General features: G+C 65.6%; 18 protein-coding genes. 14 read left to right on the top strand and 4 right to left on the bottom strand.

Annotation, left to right across the window (positions count from 1 at the left end):
- The first annotated feature begins 59 nt into the window (after positions 1-59).
- Both ACYJSS_RS28875 and ACYJSS_RS28870 read left to right on the top strand, forming a co-directional pair.
- Entirely contained in the window at positions 60-1,832 is a 1,773-nt protein-coding gene (locus ACYJSS_RS28875; RefSeq protein ID WP_236206429.1) for an ABC transporter transmembrane domain-containing protein, read from the top strand.
- 22 nt (positions 1,833-1,854) lie between these two features.
- On the top strand, positions 1,855-2,964 hold the full coding sequence (locus tag ACYJSS_RS28870) for a saccharopine dehydrogenase family protein (RefSeq protein ID WP_236206430.1): 1,110 nt from the start codon (positions 1,855-1,857) through the stop codon (positions 2,962-2,964).
- Between the two features lie 137 nt (positions 2,965-3,101).
- On the opposite strand, the gene ppnP is transcribed toward ACYJSS_RS28870, so the two are convergent.
- Together ppnP and ACYJSS_RS28860 are read right to left on the bottom strand one after the other, a co-directional pair.
- Complete coding sequence (gene ppnP / locus ACYJSS_RS28865; RefSeq protein ID WP_111262861.1) at positions 3,102-3,383, bottom strand: pyrimidine/purine nucleoside phosphorylase; 282 nt, start codon at positions 3,381-3,383, stop codon at positions 3,102-3,104.
- A gap of 89 nt (positions 3,384-3,472) precedes the next feature.
- Positions 3,473-4,021, bottom strand: coding sequence for a 3'-5' exonuclease (locus ACYJSS_RS28860; protein WP_236206431.1), 549 nt, complete (start codon positions 4,019-4,021; stop codon positions 3,473-3,475).
- A gap of 120 nt (positions 4,022-4,141) precedes the next feature.
- On the opposite strand from ACYJSS_RS28860, the gene ACYJSS_RS28855 reads away from it, so the two are divergent.
- A complete protein-coding gene (locus ACYJSS_RS28855) occupies positions 4,142-5,014 on the top strand; it encodes an NAD(P)-dependent oxidoreductase (protein WP_111262863.1) in 873 nt (290 codons plus the stop codon).
- Between the two features lie 48 nt (positions 5,015-5,062).
- Here the strand turns inward: ACYJSS_RS28855 and ACYJSS_RS28850 are convergent, their stop codons facing one another.
- On the bottom strand, positions 5,063-5,404 hold the full coding sequence (locus ACYJSS_RS28850) for a DMT family protein (protein WP_043247147.1): 342 nt from the start codon (positions 5,402-5,404) through the stop codon (positions 5,063-5,065).
- 101 nt (positions 5,405-5,505) lie between these two features.
- Here ACYJSS_RS28850 and ACYJSS_RS28845 point away from each other — a divergent pair, with 101 nt between their 5' ends.
- The 5 genes from ACYJSS_RS28845 (at position 5,506) to ACYJSS_RS28825 (ending at position 12,956) form a co-directional block, all read left to right on the top strand.
- A complete protein-coding gene (locus tag ACYJSS_RS28845) occupies positions 5,506-7,719 on the top strand; it encodes an alpha-glucosidase (RefSeq protein ID WP_236206432.1) in 2,214 nt (737 codons plus the stop codon).
- A gap of 80 nt (positions 7,720-7,799) precedes the next feature.
- Positions 7,800-10,034, top strand: coding sequence for a GGDEF/EAL domain-containing response regulator (locus ACYJSS_RS28840; RefSeq protein WP_236206433.1), 2,235 nt, complete (start codon positions 7,800-7,802; stop codon positions 10,032-10,034).
- On the top strand, positions 10,031-11,938 hold the full coding sequence (locus ACYJSS_RS28835; RefSeq protein WP_236206434.1) for a sensor histidine kinase: 1,908 nt from the start codon (positions 10,031-10,033) through the stop codon (positions 11,936-11,938). Before ACYJSS_RS28840 ends, ACYJSS_RS28835 begins: the two co-directional genes overlap by 4 nt.
- Positions 11,939-12,019: 81 nt before the next feature.
- Complete coding sequence (locus tag ACYJSS_RS28830; RefSeq protein ID WP_111262867.1) at positions 12,020-12,295, top strand: YkgJ family cysteine cluster protein; 276 nt, start codon at positions 12,020-12,022, stop codon at positions 12,293-12,295.
- Positions 12,296-12,341: 46 nt separating this feature from the next.
- On the top strand, positions 12,342-12,956 hold the full coding sequence (locus ACYJSS_RS28825) for an START domain-containing protein (RefSeq protein ID WP_111262868.1): 615 nt from the start codon (positions 12,342-12,344) through the stop codon (positions 12,954-12,956).
- 202 nt (positions 12,957-13,158) lie between these two features.
- Here the strand turns inward: ACYJSS_RS28825 and gltA are convergent, their stop codons facing one another.
- Complete coding sequence (gltA, locus tag ACYJSS_RS28820) at positions 13,159-14,448, bottom strand: citrate synthase (protein ID WP_111262869.1); 1,290 nt, start codon at positions 14,446-14,448, stop codon at positions 13,159-13,161.
- A gap of 361 nt (positions 14,449-14,809) precedes the next feature.
- Between gltA and sdhC the strand changes: the two genes are divergently transcribed.
- From sdhC to odhB, 6 genes are all read left to right on the top strand, one after another.
- The gene (gene sdhC, locus ACYJSS_RS28815) at positions 14,810-15,184 is read left to right on the top strand and encodes a succinate dehydrogenase, cytochrome b556 subunit (RefSeq protein WP_111262870.1); all 375 of its coding nucleotides are present in this window, start codon (positions 14,810-14,812) and stop codon (positions 15,182-15,184) included.
- Entirely contained in the window at positions 15,178-15,546 is a 369-nt protein-coding gene (gene sdhD, locus ACYJSS_RS28810) for a succinate dehydrogenase, hydrophobic membrane anchor protein (protein WP_111262871.1), read from the top strand. Before sdhC ends, sdhD begins: the two co-directional genes overlap by 7 nt.
- Before the next feature lie 3 nt (positions 15,547-15,549).
- A complete protein-coding gene (gene sdhA / locus ACYJSS_RS28805; RefSeq protein WP_111262872.1) occupies positions 15,550-17,322 on the top strand; it encodes a succinate dehydrogenase flavoprotein subunit in 1,773 nt (590 codons plus the stop codon).
- Between the two features lie 26 nt (positions 17,323-17,348).
- Positions 17,349-18,056, top strand: a complete 708-nt coding sequence (locus ACYJSS_RS28800) for a succinate dehydrogenase iron-sulfur subunit (RefSeq protein ID WP_111262889.1) — start codon at positions 17,349-17,351, stop codon at positions 18,054-18,056.
- Positions 18,057-18,304: 248 nt separating this feature from the next.
- Positions 18,305-21,136: a 2-oxoglutarate dehydrogenase E1 component gene (locus tag ACYJSS_RS28795; protein ID WP_111262873.1), complete on the top strand. Its 2,832-nt coding sequence runs from the start codon at positions 18,305-18,307 to the stop codon at positions 21,134-21,136.
- 44 nt (positions 21,137-21,180) lie between these two features.
- Positions 21,181-22,416: a 2-oxoglutarate dehydrogenase complex dihydrolipoyllysine-residue succinyltransferase gene (odhB, locus tag ACYJSS_RS28790; RefSeq protein WP_459481132.1), complete on the top strand. Its 1,236-nt coding sequence runs from the start codon at positions 21,181-21,183 to the stop codon at positions 22,414-22,416.
- The last annotated feature ends 14 nt before the right edge of the window (positions 22,417-22,430 follow it).

Raw genomic sequence — 22,430 nt, 5'->3', positions numbered from 1 at the left:
GCTGGCGCCGCGCCGGGAAAAACCGCAGAGTGGCGCCTCCTTCCCAACGAGTCCTCGCAATGGGTCTGCTTTCCTCTCGCCAGCGCAACGCCCTGCGCATGGCCGCGCGCTTCGTCGTCCCCTATCGCTGGCGGGTGGTCGGTGCGCTGCTGGCATTGCTGTTCACCGCCGCCATCACGCTGTCGATGGGGCAGGGCATCCGCCTGCTGGTCGACCAGGGGCTGGCGACCCAGTCGCCGGAAGCGCTGAACCATTCGATCCTGCTGTTCTTCGTCCTGGTGGTGGCCCTGGCGCTGGGTACCTTCAGCCGCTTCTACCTGGTGTCCTGGGTGGGCGAGCGCTTCGTCGCCGATATCCGCAAGCGGGTGTTCAACCACCTGATCGAGCTGCACCCCGGCTTCTTCGAAACCAACCGCGCCTCGGAGATCCAGTCGCGCCTGACCGCCGACACCACGCTGCTGCAATCGGTGATCGGCTCCTCGCTGTCCCTGGCGCTGCGCAACGGCATCATGCTGATCGGCGGCATCGCCCTGTTGTTCGTCACCAACCCCAAGCTGACCGGCATCGTGGTCGTCGCGCTGCCGCTGGTGGTGGCGCCGATCCTCATTTTCGGCCGCCGCGTGCGCAACCTCTCGCGGCAGAGCCAGGACCGCATCGCCGACGTCGGCAGCTACGTCGGCGAGACCCTGGGGCAGATCAAGACCGTACAGGCCTACAACCACCAGGCCCAGGACCGCGAGCGCTTCGGCCACACCGTGGAGGGCGCCTTCGACACCGCGCGCAAGCGCATCGCCCAGCGCGCCTGGCTGATCACCGTGGTCATCGTGCTGGTGCTCGGCGCGGTGGGGGTGATGCTCTGGGTCGGGGGCATGGACGTGATCGCCGGGCGCATATCCGGGGGTGACCTGGCGGCTTTCGTGTTCTACAGCCTGATCGTCGGTTCCGCCTTCGGTGCCATCAGCGAGGTGATCGGCGAGCTGCAGAGTGCTGCCGGTGCCGCCGAGCGCATCGCCGAACTCTTGCAGACCCGCAGCACCATCAAGGCACCCGAGAGCGACCTGCTGCGCCTGCCCGAACGGGTCGAGGGCGAGCTGGAGTTGCGTGGCCTGCGGTTCGCCTACCCGACGCGGCCGCAGAGCCTGGCCATCGACGGCATCGACCTGCGCGTGCGCCCTGGCGAGACCCTGGCGCTCGTCGGCCCCTCGGGAGCCGGCAAATCCACGCTCTTCGACCTGCTGCTGCGTTTCTTCGACCCCACCGAGGGCGAAGTGCGGGTGGACGGCCTGCCGATCCAGCGCCTGGACCCGGCCGACCTGCGCCGTTGCTTCGCTCTGGTGTCGCAGAGCCCGGCGCTGTTCTTCGGCAGCGTCGAGGACAACATCCGCTATGGCCGGCCCACTGCCAGCCAGGCCGAAGTCGAGGCTGCGGCACGGGCGGCCCACGCCCACGAATTCATCCAGCGCATGCCCCAGGGCTACCAGACGCACCTGGGCGACGGCGGCATCGGCCTTTCCGGTGGCCAGCGACAGCGCCTGGCCATTGCCCGCGCATTGCTGGTGGATGCCCCGATCCTGCTCCTCGATGAAGCCACCAGCGCGCTGGACGCCGAGAGCGAGCACCTGATCCAGCAGGCCCTGCCCGAGGTGATGAGCGGGCGCACCACCCTGGTGATCGCCCACCGCCTGGCCACGGTGCAGAGTGCCGATCGCATCGCGGTCATCGACCAGGGCCGACTGGTCGCCATCGGCCGCCACCAGGAGCTGGTGCTGAGCAGCCCGCTCTACGCGCGCCTGGCAGAGTTGCAGTTTTCCACGACGAGAGAAACGGCCTGAGCGGCCTCACAGGGAGCCCGTGGTGAAGGATGGATTGAGGGTGCTGGTGCTGGGCGGCTACGGCAATTTCGGCCGGTTGATCGTGCGGCGCCTGCGCAGTATCGAAGGCCTCGGCGTGATCGCCGCCGGGCGTGACCTGGCCAAGGCCCGGGCGCTGGCGGAGGAGACCGGTTGCGAGGCGGCACGCCTGGATATCGACCAGGCCGGGTTGGCCCAGGCCTTCGTCGAGCTGGGGGCCCAGGTGCTGGTGTCCACCGTCGGGCCCTTCCAGGGGCAGGACTACCGGGTCGCCGAGGCGGCGCTGGAAGCGGGCTGCCATTACATCGACCTGGCCGATGCGCGGGCCTTCGTCTGCGGCATCGACCGGCTGGACGCCGCTGCCCGCGAGCGTGGCCTGCTGGTCTGTGCTGGCGCCAGCTCGGTTCCGGGCCTGAGCGCGGCCGTGGTGGACGAGTTGCTGCCGCGCTTCAGCCGGCTGGACAGCATCGAACACGGCATCAGTTCCTCGGAGAAGACGCCGGGGCTGTCGACGCTCGAAGCGGTGCTCGGCTACTGCGGCCGGCCGGTGCGGGTCTGGCAGGACGGCGCCTGGGGCTCGCTCCACGGCTGGCAGGGCCTGCGCCGGCATGCCTTCCGCGCGCCGATGGGGCCACGCTGGGTAGGCGTTTGCGATATTCCCGACCTCGAGCTCTTCCCCGTGCGCTACCCGGGCGTGCGCGACGTCAGCTTCCGCGCTGGCGTCGGCCTGCGCCTCACCCAGTTCGGCACCTGGGCGCTGTCCTGGCTGGTGCGCGGCGGGCTGGTGCGCAACGCCGTCGGCCTGGCGTCGCTGCTGCGCCGGGGGGCGGTGCTGGTGGAGCCCCTGGGCAACGGCCTCAGCGGCATGTTCGTGACGCTGCGCGGGCTGGATGGCGAAGGCCGGCCGCTGGTGCTCACCTGGGAACTGGTCGCCCACGACAACGACGGCCCCAACATCCCCTGCATGGCCGCCGTGGCGCTGGTGCGCAAGCTCGCCGCAGGCACCCTGGCGGCGCGCGGCGCGATGCCCTGCATCGGCCTGTTCAGCCGAGCCGAATACCTGGCGGAGCTGGAGGGGATGCGCATCGAGGTGGATATCAGGGAAGGCGAATAGCCTCCCGTAGGATGGCGTAGAGCGCAGCGAAACCCATCATTGCGGAGCCGCTGCGATCACATCCGCCCATGCCCTGCACCGATCCTTTCGCCCATAAAAAACCGGCCACTCGGGCCGGTTCCTCACCACATCGCGACTCAGCGGTATTCGCAGAGGTACGCGGTATCCTGGGCGACTTTCAGCTGGAACTTGCTGTCGGCCGGTACGGTGAACTTGCTGCCGGCGGCGAAGGTTTCCCAGCTGTCGCTGCCCGGCAGCTTGACGGTCAGGGCGCCGGCGACGACGTGCATCACTTCCAGTTGGCTGGTGCCGAATTCGTATTCGCCGGGGGCCATCACGCCGATGGTGGCGGGGCCTTCGCTCATGCCGAAGGCGATGGATTTGACGGTGCCGTCGAAGTACTCGTTGACCTTGAACATGGCAGGGATCCTTGAGAGGGGTTGGAAAAAGGGCCCGCCAGTATGCCCAAGCCGCTTTGCAGCGTCACTAGGCAATGCGGCGGGGCGTTTCAGGAGGTCGCGGGCAACACCAGGGGCAGCAGGCGCGCGGTGTTGCGTGCATCCTCCAGCGCCCGGTGCTGCTGGCCCTGGAAGCTGAGGCCGGCCAGTTGCAGCGCGGTGTGCAGGCCCACCGGCTGCCTGAGCTGGCGGACGCGGGCGAAGTGCTGCTTGAGGTTGAGGTGGGGAATGGTGGCAAGGCGGCTGACCAACTGCTGCTGGCGCCACTCCTGCTCCAGCTGGTGGCGGTCGTAATCGCCCCAGCTGACCCAGTTGACCAGGCGTGGCTGGTAGTTCTGCAGCCAGCGTTCGAAGGCCGGCCAGACCTGCGCCAGTGGCGCGGCGCCGTCGATGTTGGCCTGGCTGATGTGGGTCAGCTGGCGGCAGAAGGCGGTCAGGCAGGGGCGACGCAATGGGCGTACGAAGCGCTGGAAGTGGTCCACCTCGCGACCGTCGGCAGCCACGATCGAGGCGCCGATCTCGATGATTTCCATGTCTTCCAGGGGCCAGCCGCCTTCCTCGGTCGTGGCCTCCAGGTCTATCACCAGCCAGTGCGGCATGGGGCTCTCCTTGGCGCTTGCGGGGTGTCCTGGCAACTTCCGGGCGAGTATGGAGGGGCTTTCGCGGCTCGGCAAACCGCGTGTTAGGCTTCCTGGGACTTGCACAGAGGAGGGTTTGCGATGGCGAAGGTGACCTTTATCGGGCTCGGCGTGATGGGCTTCCACATGGCCGGCCACCTGGCGTGCGAAGGGCACGAGGTACGCGTCTACAACCGCTCGCCGGAGAAGGCCTCGCTCTGGTGCGACGAATTCGGTGGCGACAGTTTCGCCACCCCGCGCGAGGCGGCGCAGGGCTCGGACCTGGTGATGACCTGCGTGGGCAACGACGATGACCTGCGTGCGGTGGTGCTGGGGGAAGACGGCGCCTTCGCCGGCATGCAGCCCGGCAGCGTGCTGGTGGATCACACCACCGCCTCGGCCGATGTGGCCCGGGAGTTGGCCGCCCTGGCGGCCGAGCGTGGGCTGGGCTTTCTCGACGCACCGGTCTCCGGCGGCCAGGCGGGGGCCGAGAGCGGCATGCTGACGGTGATGGTCGGGGGGGAGCGCGAACTCTACGAGCGGGCGGCGCCGGTGATCGACAGCTACGCACGGATGACCCGGCTGATGGGCCCGGTGGGCAGCGGCCAGTTGACCAAGATGGTCAACCAGATCTGTGTCGGCGGGCTGCTCCAGGGGCTTTCCGAGGCCCTGCATTTCGCGCGTCGCTCCGGGCTCGACGCGGCGGCGGCCATGGAGGTGATCGGCAAGGGCGCGGCGCAGTCCTGGCAGCTGGAGCACCGCCACCAGAGCATGCTCGACGGCAAGTTCGACTTCGGCTTCGCCGTGGACCTGATGCGCAAGGACTTCGCCATCGTCTTCGCCGAGGCCCAGCGCAACGGCGCGCAACTGCCGGTCACCGAACTGGTGGACCGCTTCTACGGCGAGATCCAGGCCGAAGGCGGCGGGCGCTGGGATACCTCCAGCCTGATCACCCGCCTCGAACCACCGAAGTGAAGCTGGCGCGGTCGGTCGTCACGGCCGCCGCGCCGCGCGTGAATGGCCTCAGGCGCGGAAGATGAAGTACACCGCGCCGAGCAGGCACAGACCGGCCCAGAGGTAATCGAGTTTCAGCGGCTGCTGCATGAAGTAGACGCTGAAGGGCACGAAGACCGCGAGGGTGATCACCTCCTGCATGATCTTCAACTGGCCCACCGAGAGCGCCGTGTAGCCGATGCGGTTGGCCGGCACCTGCAGCAGGTACTCGAACAGCGCGATCCCCCAGCTGATCAGCGCGGCGATGATCCAGGGCTTGGTGTTCAGGGTCTTGAGATGGCCGTACCAGGCGAACGTCATGAAGACGTTGGACAGGGTGAGCAACAGGGCGGTCTGCAGCCAAACCGGCATGACGGTGACTCCGCGATGTGAGGATGCGCGCCAGACTAAATGGCGGTGCAGGACTAGAAAAGGGGCGAGCGATGCGCTGGTGGGTAAAAGGGACGGCGGCCATGTTGCTGGCAGCGGCGGCGGTGGGGGCCGGATGGCAGGGGCTGCGGATGTGGAAGCAGCGCGCCGTGCTGGCCGAACTGGTGGTGCCGCCGGCCTTCGCCATCCCCCGTGACTTCGACTTCGGCGACTACCGCCTGGCGTGGAATGGCCACGGCCTTGTGCTGAGCCCGAAGGGCAGCCCAGGCAAGCGGCTTTGGACCACCGAAGGAGGCTTCCTCGCCGCTGGTATCGGCGAGGCCAAGGTCGAGGAGCACCGCGGGGCATTGTTCGTCGACGAGCGCCGGGAGCTCCTCTGCCGCGAGCAGAGCCTGGACAGTTTCCAGGGGGCGGGCCAGCGGCTGGTGCTGCGGGGTCACCTGCGCTGCGCCGACGGTGCCGTGAGCGGCTATGCCTTGGTGCTGGAGGCCGACGGAGTGCGCGGCGTACGCCTGGCTGTGGCGCTGGATGACCCGCGGCTCAACCGCCTCTACCTGAATTGGCAGCGGGACGCCGACGAACGCTTCTTCGGCTTCGGCGAGCAGTTCAGCGCCTTCGACCTGGCTGGCCGCCGCCTGCCCATCCTGGTGCAGGAACAGGGCATCGGCCGCGGCCTGCAGCCCATCACCCTGGCTGCGGACCTCACTGCACGGGCCGGTGGCGACTGGTCGAGCAGCTACGCGCCGGTGCCCTTTTTCCTGACCTCGAAGTTGCGCGCCTTCTTCAGCGAATCCAGTGCCTACCAGGTGTTCGACCTGCGTGACCCGGCGCGGGTGGGCCTGGAGGTGCACCAGGGCAGCCTGGCCGCGCGCATCTACAGCGGCGACAGCCCGGCCGCCCTGGTGCGGGCTCACACGTCCGTGGTCGGGCGCATGGCGCCGCTGCCGGACTGGACCCAGCACGGCGCCATCCTCGGCCTGCAAGGCGGCACCGAGCGGGTGCGCGAGTTGCTGGCGCGCCTCGATGCGGCCGATGTGCCGCTGGCCGGCGTCTGGCTGCAGGACTGGGTGGGCCAGCGCAGCACCCGCTTCGGCAAGCAGCTCTGGTGGAACTGGACCCTCGACCCGCGCCACTACCCGCAGTGGCAGGCCCTGAGCGCCGAACTCAAGGCGCGCGGCATCCGCACCCTGGCCTACGCCAATCCCTTCCTGGCGGATATCACCGAGAAGGGGGGTGAGCAGCGCAATCTGTTCCGCGAGGCCCGTGAGCGTGGTCTGCTGATGAAGGGAGCGGACGGCGCGCCACTGGAGCTGCTCAACACCAGCTTCGGTGCGGGGCTCGTCGACCTGAGCAACCCCGAGGCGCGTCGCTGGCTCAAGGACGTGCTGCGCACGGAGATGCTCGGCCAGGGTTTCTCCGGCTGGATGGCCGACTTCGGCGAGGCCTTGCCCTTCGAGGCGCGCCCGGCCTCGGGCGAGGATGCGGCATTGCTGCACAACCGCTTCCCGGAGGAGTGGGCTCGGCTCAATCGTGAGCTGTTGGAGGAGGCCGGTGGGGAAGGGGAGCTGCTGTTCTTCACCCGCGCCGCCTACAGCCGCAGCCCGGGCCTGACCACCAGCATGTGGCTGGGGGACCAGATGGTGACCTGGGATGCCCACGACGGCCTGCACAGCGCGCTGCTGGGGCTGCTCTCCGGCGGGCTGTCGGGCTTCACCCTCAACCACGCCGACACCGGTGGGTACACCACCATCAGCAATCCACTGAAGGACTATCACCGCAGTGAGGAGCTGCTGCAGCGCTGGGCGGAGTTCTCCGCCTTCACCAGCCTGCTGCGCACCCACGAGGGCAACCGCCCGGCGGACAGCCATCAGGTCTACGACTCGCCGGCCAGCCTGGCGCACTTCGCCCGTTGTGCCCGGTTGTTCGCCGCGCTGGCGCCTTATCGCCGCACGCTGATGGACGAGGCCGCGCGCACCGGGCTGCCGCTTGTGCGCCCGCTCTGGCTGCACTACCCCGATGACCCGGCAAGCCTGGAGGTGCTGCCACGCAGCTTCATGCTGGGTGACCAATTGCTGGTGGCGCCGGTGCTGGAGCCGGGCGTCGACAGCCTGGAAGTGGCGTTGCCGGCCGGGGAATGGGTGCACCTCTGGTCGCAGGCGCACTACCGGGCATCGCTTGGCACCCGGGTGCGCGTGGCGGCTCCCATCGGCCAGCCGGCGGTGTTCTACCTGCAAGGTTCGGCAGTGGGCGAGGCGCTGCGCAAGGCGCTGCGGGAGCAGGGGGAAAGCGGCTCCTGAGGCGAGCGCCGGAGGCTGTCTATACTGCCGAGGCGACCGTTCGGTCGTGGTGATCTCCTCCCCGTTGCGAGCCGGCCTTCATGGATGATCAGGTGCTGTTCCTCTCCGATGACGACGATACCCCTGCGCGGCATTCCGGCCCGGCCTGGCGCGTGCTGGCGGTGGACGACGATGTCGATTTCCAGCGTGCCACCGCCTTCGCCCTGGGCGAACTCGAGGTCGAGGGTGGCCGCATCGAGCTGATCCAGGCATTCAGTCTGCGCGAGGCTGCGGCGATCCTCGCCGAGCGGCGCGATATCGCGGTGATCCTCCTTGACGTGGTGATGGAGAGCGAGGATGCCGGCCTGCGCCTGGTGAGAACCTTGCGCGAGGTGATCGGCAACACCGAGGCACGCATCGTGATGCTGACCGGCGAGCCGGGCACGGCCCCGGTGCACGAGGTGATGCGCGATTACGACATCAACGACTACTGGACCAAGAGCGAGATGACCGCCGAGCGCCTGCTGACGGTACTCACCTCGGGCATCCGCGCCTTCGCCCAGTTGCAGGCCGTGGCCCGTGCGCGGCGCGGCCTGCAGTCGATCGTCGAGTCGAGCAACTCGCTGTTCTGCTCGCGCAATACCCGCGAGTTGGCGACCAAGATCCTGTCCGAGATCGCCACGTTGCTGGATGTGCGCATCGAGGGCCTCGTCTGCATGCGCGTCGAGCCGGAGCCGGGTGGCTATGCCACGGGCGATGAGGTGCGGGTGGTCGGCGCCACCGATGACTACGTGCAGGCCATCGACGGCGACCTCGACGGCCTTGGCCGCCCGCACGTGGCGGTGCTGCTGCGCCAGTGCCTGCAGGCGCAGCAGACCTTGCGCGTGGAGCAGGGCATCGTGCTGTTCTTCTCGCGCTTCCAGGCCGGCGCCGACTACGCCTGCTACGTCCGCACCGAGCGCGAGCTGGATGACACCGAACTGGAGCTGCTCAAGGTGTTCAGCGCCAGCATCAGCCGTGGCCTGTACAACGTTTCGTTGTTCAGCCGCCTGGAGCAGATGGCCTACCAGGACGAGCTGCTGAGGATTCCCAACCGCAACGCCCTGATCCGCATGCTCGACCTGGTCCTGCAGAGCGAGGACCGGGACAAGCAGGTGCTGGTACTGATCGATATCGATGATTTTTCCGGCGCCAATATCGCGTTCGGCACAGGGTATGGCGACTTCATCCTCGGCCTGGTGGCCAAGCGCTTGCGCGAGGCCTTCGAGCCCGAGGTGCTGGTGGCCCGGATCAAGGACGACCTGTTCGCCGTGCTGGGCCCGGAGTCCCGGGTGCGTGCGGCGGATATCGTCGCCTTGTTCCGCCGCAGCAACCGGCCCTACGAACTGGGCCAGGTCCACAGCCTGGGCAGCGTGACCCTGCGCCTGGCGGATTTCGTCGGCAATGCCAGCGTGGCCCTGCAATCGGCTCTGTTGACGCTGAAACAGGCCAAGCAACTGGGCCATGACCAGCATCTGGTGCATGACCCGCAATTGCAGACGGTGCACGCCGAGTCCTACCGCATGCTCCTGGCCCTGCGCGATGCCGTGGATGCCGGGCGCATCGGCATCGAACTGCAACCGCAGTTGCGTCTGCCGGATGGCCGCGTGACGGGCGTCGAGGCCCTGGCCCGCTGGCGCAAGGAGGATGGCAGCATGGTGCCGCCGGGCCGCTTCATCCCGCTGGCCGAGGCCACCGGCTACATCCTGCCGCTGGGGGACCTGCTGCTGCGCCTGTCGTTGCGTGAGGCGGCGCGGCTGGCCGAGGCCGGGTATGCGGACATCCGCGTGGCGGTGAACGTCTCGGCGCCGCAATTGCTGCAGCGGGACTTCATCGAGCGTTTCAGGCTGCATCTTGAGCGCGCCGGGGTATCGCCCCGGCAGATCGAGGTGGAGATCACCGAGTCGGTGGCGATGCGCAACTTCGAGCTGGTCTGCGAGCAGCTCAAGGCCCTGCGCGAAATGGGCGTGACCATCGCCATCGACGATTTCGGCACCGGCTTCTCCTCGCTCAGCTACCTGCGCCGGCTGCCGGCGGACCGGCTGAAGATCGACCGCAGCTTCATCGTCGAGATCGACGAGGCGCAGGGCGAGGCGCTGATCGCCGACGCGGTGATCCAGATCGCCGCGCGGGTGGGGATGCACGTGATCGCCGAAGGGGTGGAAACCGAGAGCCAGGCGCAGTGGGTGCTGCGCAACGGTTGCAGCGAAGCCCAGGGCTACCTGTTCGCCCGGCCCATGCCCTGTGACCGCCTGATCGGCTGGCTCGCCGACAGGGCCGGGCCTCGCAGCGGATGAGTCCGGACTCGTTGCAGCGTTTCTCCCGTCGGGTGCTGCTGCGCAGCCTGCTGACGCTGTTCCTGCCCTGGGCGCTGCTGATCCTGGTGCTGACCGTGCTGCTCTATGACCGCCTGCTGGATGCCAAGCTGGCGCCGCGCCTGCATGACCAGCAAGCCAGCCTCAGCGAGGGGTTGGGCGTGCTCAACCGCTATGTGGCCTCCTTGCGTGGCAACCTGCTGTTCCTTTCCCAGCATCCGGCGATGGGCGCCGTGCTGGAGCGCGGCGATCCGCAGAACCTGGCGCTGCTGCGGCGGCTGATGCTGGATTTTTCCCAGAGCTCCGGGCGCTACGACCAGATCCGCTGGCTCGATGAGCGCGGCCAGGAGCGGGTGCGCGTGGATTTGCGGGAGGGACTGGCGGTGCGGGTGCCGGACCCGGAGCTGCAGAACAAGGCGGATCGCTACTTCTTTGTCGAGGCCATGCAATTGCCGCCGGGGGCTTTCTATCTGTCGCGCTTCGACCTGAACCAGGAGCGCGGGCAGCTGGAGCGACCACTGAAACCGACGTTGCGGGCGGCGACGCCCCTGTTCGACAAGGCTGGACGAGCGCGTGGGGTGCTGGTGCTCAATTACCTGGGGCAGGTGTTGCTGGACCGGGTGGGGCAGATTTCCACCCGCTACGGCGGCTACCTGGAACTGGTGGATTTCGAGGGCTACTGGATCTATTCGCGCAACCCCGGGCAGGCGTGGGGGTTCATGCTCGACCGCCCGCAGGATACGGTCGCCAGCCGCTACCCGCAGAGCTGGGCACGGATGCGCAGCCAGCCGTCGGGGCAGTTCATCGACGCTGCCGGGCTCTGGGCCTTCGTTCGCTTCGATCCGGGCGACAGTGGCGACGACCCGGATGGCGCGGAGCGTGACAGTGGGCGTGACTGGTTGCTGGTGTCGCTGCTGCCGGTGGACATCCTGCAGTCCCTGCGGCTCCAGGTGTTCTGGCAGATGCTGGCATTCGGCGCCTTCATGCTCTTCGTGGGCCTGGCGGTGGTCCTGCGGCTGGCCTTGACGGAGGCCGACCGCGATCGGGCGTTGGCCGGGTTGGAGGCACGGGGGGACGAGCTGGCTCAGAGCAACCGGCAGCTCACCGATACGGTGGAGGCGCTGCAGCGCACCCGGGGGGCGCTGATCCAGGCGGAGAAGCTGTCCTCCCTGGGCACGCTGGTGGCGGGGGTCGCCCACGAGCTGAACACGCCCATTGGCGCGGCCAGCGTGGCGGCGTCGGCCCTGGACAAGAGCCGGGAGCAACTGGAGCAGGGGTTCCGGGAGGGGTTGCAGCGTTCTGCGCTGGAGCGGTTCCTGCAACGCAACGCCGAGGGGCTGGCGATCATCCTCGCCAACCTGGGGCGCATGGCATTGCTGACCCGTGCCTTCAAGCAACTGGCCACCGACCGGGCCAGTGTGGAGCGGCGCTGTTTCGACCTGGTGGCGCTGGTGGACGAGGTGATGCTGGTGTTCGCGCCGCGGCTCAAGGCCACCTCCCACCGGGTACTGCTCAACCTGCCGCCGAGCCTGATGCTGGACAGCTACCCCGGGCCGCTGGGGCAGATCGTGCAGAACCTGATCGAGAACGCGCTGGTGCACGCCTTCGCGCCAGGGGAGAGCGGCACCGTGCGGGTGCGTGCGGATATCGATGACGGGGGCCGCCATTGCGTGATCGAAGTGGAGGACGATGGCTGCGGAATGACGGAAGAGGTCCTGGCGCGCATCTTCGACCCCTTCTTCACCACGCGGCGCGGTTCGGGTGGCACCGGGCTGGGCCTGCACCTGACCCACCAGTTGGCGGTGGACATCCTCGGTGCGGAGTTGCAGGTGAGCAGCACGCCGGGGCGGGGAACGCTGTTCAGGGTGAGACTTCCGTTGGGCTGATTGGGGGATATCCCATTTCTTTGGGGGCACAGGTAGAATTCGCGCCCTTCATCGGCCGTGGCTTACAGAGAGGCCCCCGTCATGATCTGTCGTGCAGGCTGTGGCGCCTGTTGCATTGCCCCCTCCATCAGTTCTCCCATCCCCGGCATGCCCAATGGCAAGGCGGCGGGGGAGCGGTGCGTCCATCTTTCTGCCCAGCACCTCTGCGCGATCTTCGGCCAGCCAGGCCGCCCGAAGGTGTGCAGCGACTTCGATGCCGATCCTTTTGTCTGTGGCGACAGCCGGGAAGAGGCGATACGTTTGCTGGGCTGGTTGGAACAAGAGACGGCCGTGGCGGTCAGTCAATCTATCCAGTAGCCGTCCGGATGGACGACGGCTGGTCATCATAAGAAGGAGAACAAAGATGGTTTCGCTGCAACGAATCGCTGTGATCTGTGGATTGAGCGCAACGGCGCTGATGGCTGCAACTGCCCATGCCGAAGACTGGAAGCTGGCCAAGGACGAGGACGGCATCAAGGTGTACCTGAGCGAGGTGGCCGGTTCCAAGTACAAGGCCTATCGCGGGGTCGCCACCCTCAAGACCGACGTCGCCACCCTGCGCAAGCTGCAGGAAGACGTTTCCGGCTCGTGCGCCTGGATCCACGAGTGCGAGCAGCAGAAACTGCTCAAGTCTGAAGGCGCCGACAGCTGGACCTACACCCGCTTCAATACCCCCTGGCCGGTCACCCCGCGTGACTCGGTGATCCACGCCACCACCACCGAAGGTGCCGATGGCAGCCTGACCCGCACCCTCAAGGGCGAGCCCAAGTACCTGCCCGAAGAGAAGGGGTTCGTGCGCGTCGCGGCCGTGGAAGGGGTATGGAAGTTCGTGCCCAAGGGCCCGGGCGAGGTGGAAGTGACCTATCAGGTGCACACCGAGCCGGGCGGCAGCGTGCCATCCTGGCTGGCCAACAGCTTCGTGGTCGATGCGCCGTTCAACACGATCAGCCACCTGCGTGAACGCGCCGAGAAGAAGTGAACGAACGGTCGTATTGAAAAGGGGCCCCGCAATGCGGGGCCTTTTCATTCGTGCGGCCGCAGGGGCGGGCCGTACGGCGGCGCGAGGGGCGCGCACCGGTGCGTGACCTGATGTGGGGCGGTAGTGGCGCCAGCCTCGCATGCCTGGCTGGCGCCCATGAAAAAGCCCCGCGAGTGCGGGGCTTTTCCTGGAACGGTACGTCTTACTTGCGCTTGTCGAGCGAGACGTAGTCGCGTTGCTCGTAGCCGGTGTACAGCTGGCGCGGACGGCCGATCTTGTACGGGCTGGAGAGCATTTCCTTCCAGTGGGAGATCCAGCCGACGGTGCGCGCCAGGGCGAAGATCACAGTGAACATGCTGGTCGGAATACCGATCGCCTTGAGGATGATCCCCGAGTAGAAGTCGACGTTCGGGTACAGGTTGCGTTCCTTGAAGTACGGATCGGTCAGGGCGATCTCTTCGAGACGCATGGCCAGTTCCAGTTGCGGATCGTTCGTGATCCCCAGTTCCTTCAGGACTTCGTCGCAGGTCTGCTTCATCACGGTGGCACGCGGGTCGCGGTTCTTGTAAACGCGATGGCCGAAGCCCATGAGCTTGAACGGATCGTTCTTGTCCTTGGCCTTGGCGATGAACTTGTCGATGTTCGAGACATCGCCGATCTCATCCAGCATGGTCAGTACCGCTTCGTTGGCACCACCGTGCGCCGGGCCCCACAGGGCGGCGATGCCGGCTGCGATGCAGGCGAACGGGTTGGCACCGGACGAACCGGCCAGGCGTACGGTGGAGGTGGAGGCGTTCTGCTCGTGGTCCGCATGCAGGATGAAGATGCGATCCATGGCCTTGGCCAGTACCGGGCTGATCGGTTTGATCTCGCACGGGGTGTTGAACATCATGTGCAGGAAGTTTTCCGCGTAGTTCAGGTCGTTGCGCGGATACATCATCGGCTGGCCCATGGAGTACTTGTAGACCATGGCGGCGATGGTAGGCATCTTGGCGACCAGGCGGATCGCGGAGATTTCGCGATGGTGCGGGTCGTTGATGTCCAAGGAGTCGTGATAGAAGGCGGAGAGGGCGCCCACTACGCCGCACATGATCGCCATCGGATGGGCATCGCGGCGGAAACCGTTGAAGAAGCTCTTCAGTTGCTCGTGAACCATGGTGTGGTTCTTGACGGTGCTGACGAACTTGGCCTTCTCCTCGGCGCTGGGCAGTTCGCCATTGAGCAGCAGGTAGCAGGTTTCCAGGTAGTCGGATTCTTCGGCCAGTTGTTCGATGGGGTAGCCGCGGTGAAGCAGCACGCCCTTGTCGCCGTCGATGTAGGTGATCTTCGACTCGCAAGAGGCGGTAGACATAAAGCCAGGATCAAAAGTGAAGCGACCCGTGGAGGTCAGGCCCCGCACATCGATTACATCGGGACCTACGGTACCGGACAGAACGGGCAGCTCGACGGGGGCAATGCCCTCGATGATCAACTGCGCTTTTTTGTCAGCCATAGCGGCCTCCTATTTATGCTTGAAATCATCAGACAGCCCCCCACGCAGGGCCCGCACCACTATAGTGAGATAAATGCGAATGTCAATTTGAAGAAACCCATGTAGGAGAGGGGTTTGCGGGGTGTTTTTCGCTGAAAAAGGGCGCTATTTACGCCTTTTATATAAGGAGCGCAATCCGCTCTTAGGGGGAGGCCTTTCCGTTGTCATTAGTCAGCTAACTGTCTATACTCAGCGCCCGACTGCCAGGGGCCCTGAAGCCCGTATTCTGGAGGTCGGCACTCCCTTGGTGAGGGGTACCTGACCAGTGCACTTCCCGACAACTTGCCCTGATTGTTAGGGGCCTCAGTGTGAAAAAAAAGCCGTGAATAGCCAACGACCTGTAAACCTAGATCTCAGGACCATCAAACTCCCAATCACTGCTTACACGTCCATTCTCCACCGTATCTCTGGCGTCATCCTCTTCGTCGGCATCGCTGTGCTGCTTTACGCGCTCGGCAAGTCGCTGGCGTCCGAGGAAGGCTTCGAGCAGGTGAAGGCGTGCCTGACCAGTCCGCTGGCCAAGTTTGTGATTTGGGGCCTGCTGTCCGCATTGCTTTATCACCTGGTCGCCGGTGTGCGCCACCTGGTGATGGATGCGGGTATCGGCGAGACGCTCGAGGGCGGCAAGCTGGGCTCGAAAATCGTCATCGCGATTTCCGCGGTGCTGATCGTGCTGGCGGGGGTGTGGGTATGGTAACCAATGTCACGAACTTCTCGCGTTCGGGCCTCTATGACTGGATGGCTCAGCGCGTTTCTGCGGTCGTTCTCGCGGCTTATTTTCTCTTCCTGCTGGGCTACCTCGTTGCGAATCCCGGCCTGACCTATGCTGATTGGCATGGTCTGTTCTCCCAGAACTGGATGCGCATCTTCAGCCTGCTCGGGCTGGTTGCTCTCGGTGTACATGCCTGGGTTGGCATGTGGACCATCTCCACTGACTACCTGACGCCAATGGCGCTGGGCAAGTGGGCAACCGTTGTGCGTTTCCTGTTCCAGGCAGTCTGCGGCATCGCCATGTTCGCGTACTTCGTCTGGGGCGTGCAGATTCTGTGGGGTATCTGATCCATGTCTAGCATTCGTACTCTTTCCTACGACGCCATCATCGTCGGCGGCGGTGGCGCTGGTATGCGCGCCGCGCTGCAGTTGGCGCAAGGCGGCCACAAGACTGCTGTGGTCACCAAGGTCTTCCCGACCCGTTCTCACACCGTTTCCGCCCAGGGCGGCATCACCTGCGCCATCGCTTCGGCCGACCCGAACGACGATTGGCGTTGGCACATGTACGACACCGTCAAGGGCTCCGACTACATCGGTGACCAGGACGCTATCGAATACATGTGCTCCGTCGGCCCGGAAGCCGTGTTCGAGCTGGAGCACATGGGCCTGCCGTTCTCCCGTACCGAGCAGGGACGCATCTACCAGCGTCCGTTCGGTGGCCAGTCCAAGGACTTCGGCAAGGGTGGCCAGGCTGCTCGTACCTGCGCTGCTGCCGACCGTACCGGTCACGCGCTGCTGCACACCCTGTACCAGGCCAACCTGAAGAACGGCACCTCGTTCCTCAACGAGTGGTACGCCGTCGACCTGGTGAAGAACCAGGATGGCGCCGTGGTCGGCATCATCGCCATCTGCATCGAGACCGGCGAGACCGTCTACATCCGCTCCAAGGCAGTGGTGCTGGCCACTGGCGGCGCTGGCCGCATCTATGCGTCCACCACCAACGCCCTGATCAATACCGGTGACGGCATCGGCATGGCCCTGCGTGCAGGCGTGCCGGTCCAGGACATCGAAATGTGGCAGTTCCACCCGACCGGTATCGCCGGTGCCGGCGTGCTGGTGACCGAGGGTTGCCGTGGCGAGGGTGGCTACCTGATCAACGCCCATGGCGAGCGCTTCATGGAGCGTTACGCTCCGAACGCCAAGGACCTGGCCGGCCGCGACGTGGTCGCCCGCTCCATGGTCAAGGAAGTGCTGGCCGGCAACGGCTGTGGCCCGGACAAGGACCACGTCCTGCTGAAGCTCGACCACCTGGGCGAGGAAGTGCTGCACAGCCGCCTGCCGGGTATCTGCGAACTGTCGAAGACCTTCGCCCACGTCGACCCCGTCGTCGCGCCGGTGCCGGTGATCCCGACCTGCCACTACATGATGGGCGGCGTTGCCACCAACATCCATGGCCAGGCCATCACCCAGGATGCCAACGGCAACGACACCATCATCGACGGCCTGTTCGCGGTCGGCGAAGTCGCCTGCGTATCCGTACACGGTGCCAACCGTCTCGGCGGCAACTCGCTGCTCGACCTGGTCGTGTTCGGTCGTGCTGCGGGCCTGCACCTGGAAAAAGCCCTCAAGGAAGGTATCGAGCATCGCGGTGCTTCGGAAACCGACCTGGAGCTGTCGCTCAAGCGCCTGTCCGGCGTCAACGAGCGCAGCAGTGGCGAAGACGTGGCTCCGCTGCGTAAAGAGCTGCAGAACTGCATGCAGAACTACTTCGGCGTATTCCGTACCGGCGAATACATGCAGAAAGGCATCGCTCAGTTGGCCGACCTGCGCGAGCGCATCGCCAACGTGAAGATCGCCGACAAGAGCCAGGCCTTCAACACTGCGCGTATCGAGGCGCTGGAACTGCAGAACCTTCTCGAAGTGGCCGAGGCTACCGCGATCGCAGCGGAGGTCCGCAAGGAATCCCGTGGCGCGCACGCCCGCGAAGACTTCGAAGATCGTGACGACGAGAACTGGCTGTGCCACACCCTGTATTTCCCGGGTGAGAAACGCGTTACCAAGCGCGACGTCAACTTCACGCCCAAGACAGTTCCGGCGTTTGAACCCAAAGTACGTACCTATTAAGGGTGGCTGATATGTCGCAAGCCAACATTCTGAAAGTCAGCGTTTATCGCTACAACCCGGACCAGGACGCTGCGCCCTTCATGCAGGACTTCCAGGTCGATACCGGCGGCAAGGACATCATGGTCCTGGACGTGCTGGCCCTGATCAAGGAGCAGGACGAGGGTTTCTCCTACCGTCGCTCCTGCCGTGAAGGGGTCTGCGGTTCCGACGGCATGAACATCAATGGCAAGAACGGCCTGGCCTGCATCACGCCGATCTCCGCTGCCGGCCTCAAGGGCGGCCAGCTGGTGATCCGCCCGCTGCCCGGCCTGCCGGTCATCCGTGACCTCGTCGTCGATATGAGCATCTTCTACAAGCAGTACGAGAAGGTGAAACCCTTCCTGCAGAACGACGCGCCCGCCCCGGCGATCGAGCGTCTGCAGTCCCCGGAAGAGCGCGAGAAGCTGGACGGTCTGTACGAGTGCATCCTGTGCGCCTGCTGCTCGACCTCCTGCCCGTCCTTCTGGTGGAACCCGGACAAGTTCCTCGGTCCCGCTGCGCTGCTGCAGGCCTATCGCTTCCTGGCCGACAGCCGTGACACCAAGACCGAAGAGCGTCTGGCAGCGCTGGACGATCCGTTCAGCGTGTTCCGCTGCCGCGGCATCATGAACTGCGTGAGCGTCTGCCCCAAGGGTCTGAACCCGACGAAGGCGATCGGCCACGTACGTCACATGCTGCTGCAAAGCGGTACTTGATGCGCTTCATGCTTTACCCGTGACACCTGCGGCGCCGGTTTGCTTCCGGCGCCGCAGTAAAACCAGGACAGCAGCTCACAAAGCGGCGGTCCTTACTCGAAAATACATAGATGACCAGCAGGGGCAACCGGGCTGGTGCCCGGACTATCTGCGGGATCCTTGGTGGCTTTACCGAGTCGCTGTGCCAGGACTGTTGAAACCACGATGATTCCACGCCGGTGGTGTCCCCTTACCGAGGGTGACCAAGCATGCAAGAAAGCGTAATGCAGCGCATGTGGAACAGCGCCCACCTATCCGGTGGCAACGCTGCATATGTGGAAGAGCTCTATGAGCTTTACCTGCACGATCCCAACGCTGTGCCCGAAGAGTGGCGCACCTACTTCCAGAAGTTGCCGGCCGACGGCAACGCCGCCACCGACGTATCGCATTCTACTGTCCGCGACCATTTCGTCCTGCTCGCCAAGAACCAGCGCCGTGCCCAGCCCGTTTCGGCTGGCAGCGTCAGCAGCGAGCACGAGAAGAAGCAGGTCGAAGTCCTGCGCCTGATCCAGGCCTACCGCATGCGCGGCCATCAGGCGGCGACGCTCGACCCCCTCGGCCTCTGGCAGCGCAAGGTGCCGGCCGACCTGTCGATCAACCATTACGGCCTGACCGACGCCGACCTCGACACCACCTTCCGTACCGGTGAGCTCTACATCGGCAAGGAAGAAGCGACCCTGCGCGAGATCCATCAGTCGCTGCAGCAGACCTACTGCCGCACCATCGGTGCCGAGTTCACCCACATCGTCGATTCCGACCAGCGCAAGTGGTTCCAGCAGCGCCTGGAAAGCGTGCGTGGCCGCCCGGCGTTCTCCGCTGAAGTGCAGAGCCACCTGCTCGAGCGCCTGACCGCGGCCGAAGGCCTGGAAAAGTACCTGGGCACCAAATACCCGGGCACCAAGCGTTTCGGCCTGGAAGGTGGCGAAAGCCTGATTCCGATGCTGGACGAGATCATCCAGCGCTCCGGCGCCTACGGCACCCAGGAAATCGTCATCGGCATGGCCCACCGCGGCCGTCTGAACGTCCTGGTCAACACCTTCGGCAAGAACCCGCGCGACCTGTTCGACGAGTTCGAGGGCAAGAAGGTCGAGGGCCTGTCCTCCGGTGACGTCAAGTACCACCAGGGCTTCTCCTCCAACGTCATGACCTCGGGCGGTGAAGTCCACCTGGCGCTGGCGTTCAACCCGTCCCACCTGGAAATCGTCTCCCCGGTGGTCGAGGGTTCCGTGCGCGCCCGTCAGGACCGCCGCAAGGACAAGGCCGGCGACAAGGTACTGCCGATCTCCATCCACGGCGACGCCGCCTTCGCGGGCCAGGGCGTGGTCATGGAAACCTTCCAGATGTCGCAGACCCGCGGCTACCGCACCGGCGGTACCGTGCACATCGTCATCAACAACCAGGTCGGCTTCACCACCAGCCGTCAGGACGACTCGCGCTCCACCGAGTACGCCACCGACGTCGCCAAGATGATCCAGGCGCCGATCTTCCACGTGAACGGCGACGATCCGGAAGCCGTGCTCTTCGTGACCCAGCTGGCCGTCGACTACCGCATGCAGTTCAAGCGTGACGTGGTCATCGACCTGGTCTGCTACCGCCGTCGCGGCCACAACGAGGCCGACGAGCCGAGCGGCACCCAGCCGCTGATGTACCAGCAGATCGCCAAGCAGCGCACCACTCGTGAGCTCTACGCCGACGCCCTGATCCAGTCCGGCGTGCTGGACAACGAGCGCGTGCAGACCAAGATCGACGAGTACCGCACCGCCCTGGACAACGGCCAGCACGTGGTCAAGAGCCTGGTGAAGGAGCCCAACAAGGAGCTCTTCGTCGACTGGCGTCCCTACCTGGGCCATGCCTGGACCGCTCGCCACGACACCCGTTTCGAGCTCAAGACCCTGCAGGATCTCTCCGCCAAGCTGCTGGAGATCCCGGAAGGCTTCGTCGTCCAGCGCCAGGTCTCGAAGATCCTCGAAGACCGCCAGAAGATGGGCGCCGGCGGCCTGCCGATCAACTGGGGCTATGCCGAGACCATGGCCTACGCCACCCTGCTGTTCGAAGGCCACCCGGTCCGCATCACCGGCCAGGACGTGGGCCGCGGTACCTTCTCGCACCGCCATGCGGCGCTGCACAACCAGAAGGACGCCGGCACCTACCTGCCGTTGCAGAACCTGTTCGACGGCCAGCCGAGCTTCGAACTGTACGACTCCTACCTGTCCGAAGAGGCCGTGCTGGCCTTCGAATACGGCTACTCCACCACCACGCCCAACGCGCTGGTGATCTGGGAAGCCCAGTTCGGTGACTTCGCCAACGGCGCCCAGGTGGTGATCGACCAGTTCATCACCAGTGGCGAGCACAAGTGGGGTCGTCTCTGCGGCCTGACCATGCTGCTGCCGCACGGCTACGAAGGGCAGGGCCCGGAGCACTCCTCCGCACGCCTGGAGCGTTACCTGCAGCTGTGCGCCGAGCACAACATCCAGGTCTGCATGCCGACCACCCCGGCGCAGATCTACCACCTGCTGCGTCGCCAGGTGATCCGCCCGCTGCGCAAGCCGTTGGTCGTATTGACGCCCAAGTCTCTGCTGCGCCACAAACTCGCCATCTCCACCCTGGAAGATCTGGCCGAGGGTTCGTTCCAGACCGTCATCGGCGAGATCGACCCGATCGATCCGAAGAAGGTCGAGCGCCTGGTGCTGTGCAGCGGCAAGGTCTACTACGACCTGCTGGAAAAGCGTCGTGCCGAAGGCCGCGAAGACATCGCCGTCGTGCGCATCGAGCAGCTCTACCCGTTCCCGGAAGACGACCTGGCCGAAGTTCTTGCCCAGTACAAGAACCTCAAGCACATCGTCTGGTGCCAGGAAGAGCCGATGAACCAGGGCGCCTGGTACTGCAGCCAGCATCACATGCGTCGTGTCGCGGCGGCCCACAAGAAAGGGCTGTTCCTCGAGTACGCCGGTCGTGACGCGTCGGCCTCGCCGGCCTGCGGCTACGCCTCGATGCACGCTGAGCAGCAGGAAAAACTGCTGCAAGATGCCTTTACTGTTTAACGCCTTCGCGCAGATAAAACCGAATTAGATAGGAACCCATACAAATGGCTATCGAGATCAAAGCCCCTACATTCCCCGAGTCGGTTGCCGATGGCACCGTAGCCACCTGGCACAAGAAGCCGGGCGAGGCCGTGAAGCGTGACGAGCTGATCGTCGACATCGAAACCGACAAGGTGGTGATGGAAGTGCTGGCCGAGGCCGACGGCGTCCTGGGCGAGATCGTCAAGAACGAGGGCGACACCGTCCTCAGTGGCGAGCTGCTGGGCAAACTGACCGAAGGTGGCGCCGCTGCTGCTCCTGCCGCCGCTGCAGCCCCTGCTGCCGCTCCCGCTGCCCAGGCCGCCGCTCCGGCTGCCGGTGGCGACGACGCCATCCTCTCGCCGGCCGCTCGCAAGCTGGCCGAAGAGAACGGCATCGACCCGAACAGCATCGCCGGCACTGGCACTGGCAAGGGCGGTCGCGTGACCAAGGAAGACGTGGTCGCTGCCGTCGAAGCGAAGAAATCCGCTCCGGCCGCCGCCCCGGCTGCCAAGCCTGCCGCTCCGGCCGCCGAAGCCCCGGTCTTTGCCGCGGGTGATCGCGTCGAGAAGCGCGTCCCGATGACCCGCCTGCGTGCCAAGGTCGCCGAGCGTCTGGTCGAGGCCCAGTCCACCATGGCCATGCTGACCACCTTCAACGAAGTCGACATGACCGAAGTCATGGCCCTGCGTTCGAAGTACAAGGACCTGTTCGAGAAGACCCACAATGGCGTCCGCCTGGGCTTCATGTCCTTCTTCGTCAAGGCTTCCGTCGAGGCGCTGAAGCGTTTCCCGGCGGTCAACGCCTCGATCGACGGCAACGACATCGTCTACCACGGTTACCAGGACATCGGCGTAGCCGTTTCCAGTGACCGTGGCCTGGTGGTTCCGGTCCTGCGCAACGCCGAGCTGATGAGCCTGGCCGAAGTCGAGAACGGCATCGCCACCTTCGGCAAGAAGGCCCGTGAGGGCAAGCTGTCCATCGACGAGATGACCGGTGGCACCTTCACCATCACCAACGGCGGTACCTTCGGCTCGATGATGTCGACCCCGATCGTCAACCCGCCGCAGGCCGCCATCCTCGGCATGCACAACATCATCCAGCGTCCCATGGCGGTAAACGGCCAGGTGGTCATCCGCCCGATGATGTACCTGGCTCTGTCCTACGATCACCGTCTGATCGATGGCAAGGAAGCCGTCAGCTTCCTGGTGACCATCAAGAACCTGCTGGAAGACCCGGCTCGTCTGCTGCTGGACATCTAAATCAGTTGCAAGCC

The organism is Pseudomonas sp. No.21, assembly GCF_054558415.1.
The sequence above is the reverse complement of the archived record's forward strand: the minus strand, read 5'-3'. Positions and strand labels throughout refer to the sequence as shown.

Excerpts from the sequence above, each read along its gene's own strand:
- ACYJSS_RS28850 (WP_043247147.1), bottom strand. The coding sequence starts at position 5,404 with ATGCCGGTTTGGCTGCAGACCGCCCTGTTGCTCACCCTGTCCAACGTC.
- ACYJSS_RS28845 (WP_236206432.1), top strand. The coding sequence starts at position 5,506 with ATGTTGCTGGCAGCGGCGGCGGTGGGGGCCGGATGGCAGGGGCTGCGG.
- ppnP (WP_111262861.1), bottom strand. The coding sequence starts at position 3,383 with ATGTTCAAGGTCAACGAGTACTTCGACGGCACCGTCAAATCCATCGCC.
- ACYJSS_RS28875 (WP_236206429.1), top strand. The coding sequence starts at position 60 with ATGGGTCTGCTTTCCTCTCGCCAGCGCAACGCCCTGCGCATGGCCGCG.
- odhB (WP_459481132.1), top strand. The coding sequence starts at position 21,181 with ATGGCTATCGAGATCAAAGCCCCTACATTCCCCGAGTCGGTTGCCGAT.
- ACYJSS_RS28840 (WP_236206433.1), top strand. The coding sequence starts at position 7,800 with ATGGATGATCAGGTGCTGTTCCTCTCCGATGACGACGATACCCCTGCG.
- ACYJSS_RS28825 (WP_111262868.1), top strand. The coding sequence starts at position 12,342 with ATGGTTTCGCTGCAACGAATCGCTGTGATCTGTGGATTGAGCGCAACG.
- gltA (WP_111262869.1), bottom strand. The coding sequence starts at position 14,448 with ATGGCTGACAAAAAAGCGCAGTTGATCATCGAGGGCATTGCCCCCGTC.
- sdhD (WP_111262871.1), top strand. The coding sequence starts at position 15,178 with ATGGTAACCAATGTCACGAACTTCTCGCGTTCGGGCCTCTATGACTGG.
- ACYJSS_RS28860 (WP_236206431.1), bottom strand. The coding sequence starts at position 4,021 with ATGCCGCACTGGCTGGTGATAGACCTGGAGGCCACGACCGAGGAAGGC.
- ACYJSS_RS28830 (WP_111262867.1), top strand. The coding sequence starts at position 12,020 with ATGATCTGTCGTGCAGGCTGTGGCGCCTGTTGCATTGCCCCCTCCATC.
- ACYJSS_RS28795 (WP_111262873.1), top strand. The coding sequence starts at position 18,305 with ATGCAAGAAAGCGTAATGCAGCGCATGTGGAACAGCGCCCACCTATCC.
- sdhA (WP_111262872.1), top strand. The coding sequence starts at position 15,550 with ATGTCTAGCATTCGTACTCTTTCCTACGACGCCATCATCGTCGGCGGC.
- ACYJSS_RS28855 (WP_111262863.1), top strand. The coding sequence starts at position 4,142 with ATGGCGAAGGTGACCTTTATCGGGCTCGGCGTGATGGGCTTCCACATG.
- ACYJSS_RS28835 (WP_236206434.1), top strand. The coding sequence starts at position 10,031 with ATGAGTCCGGACTCGTTGCAGCGTTTCTCCCGTCGGGTGCTGCTGCGC.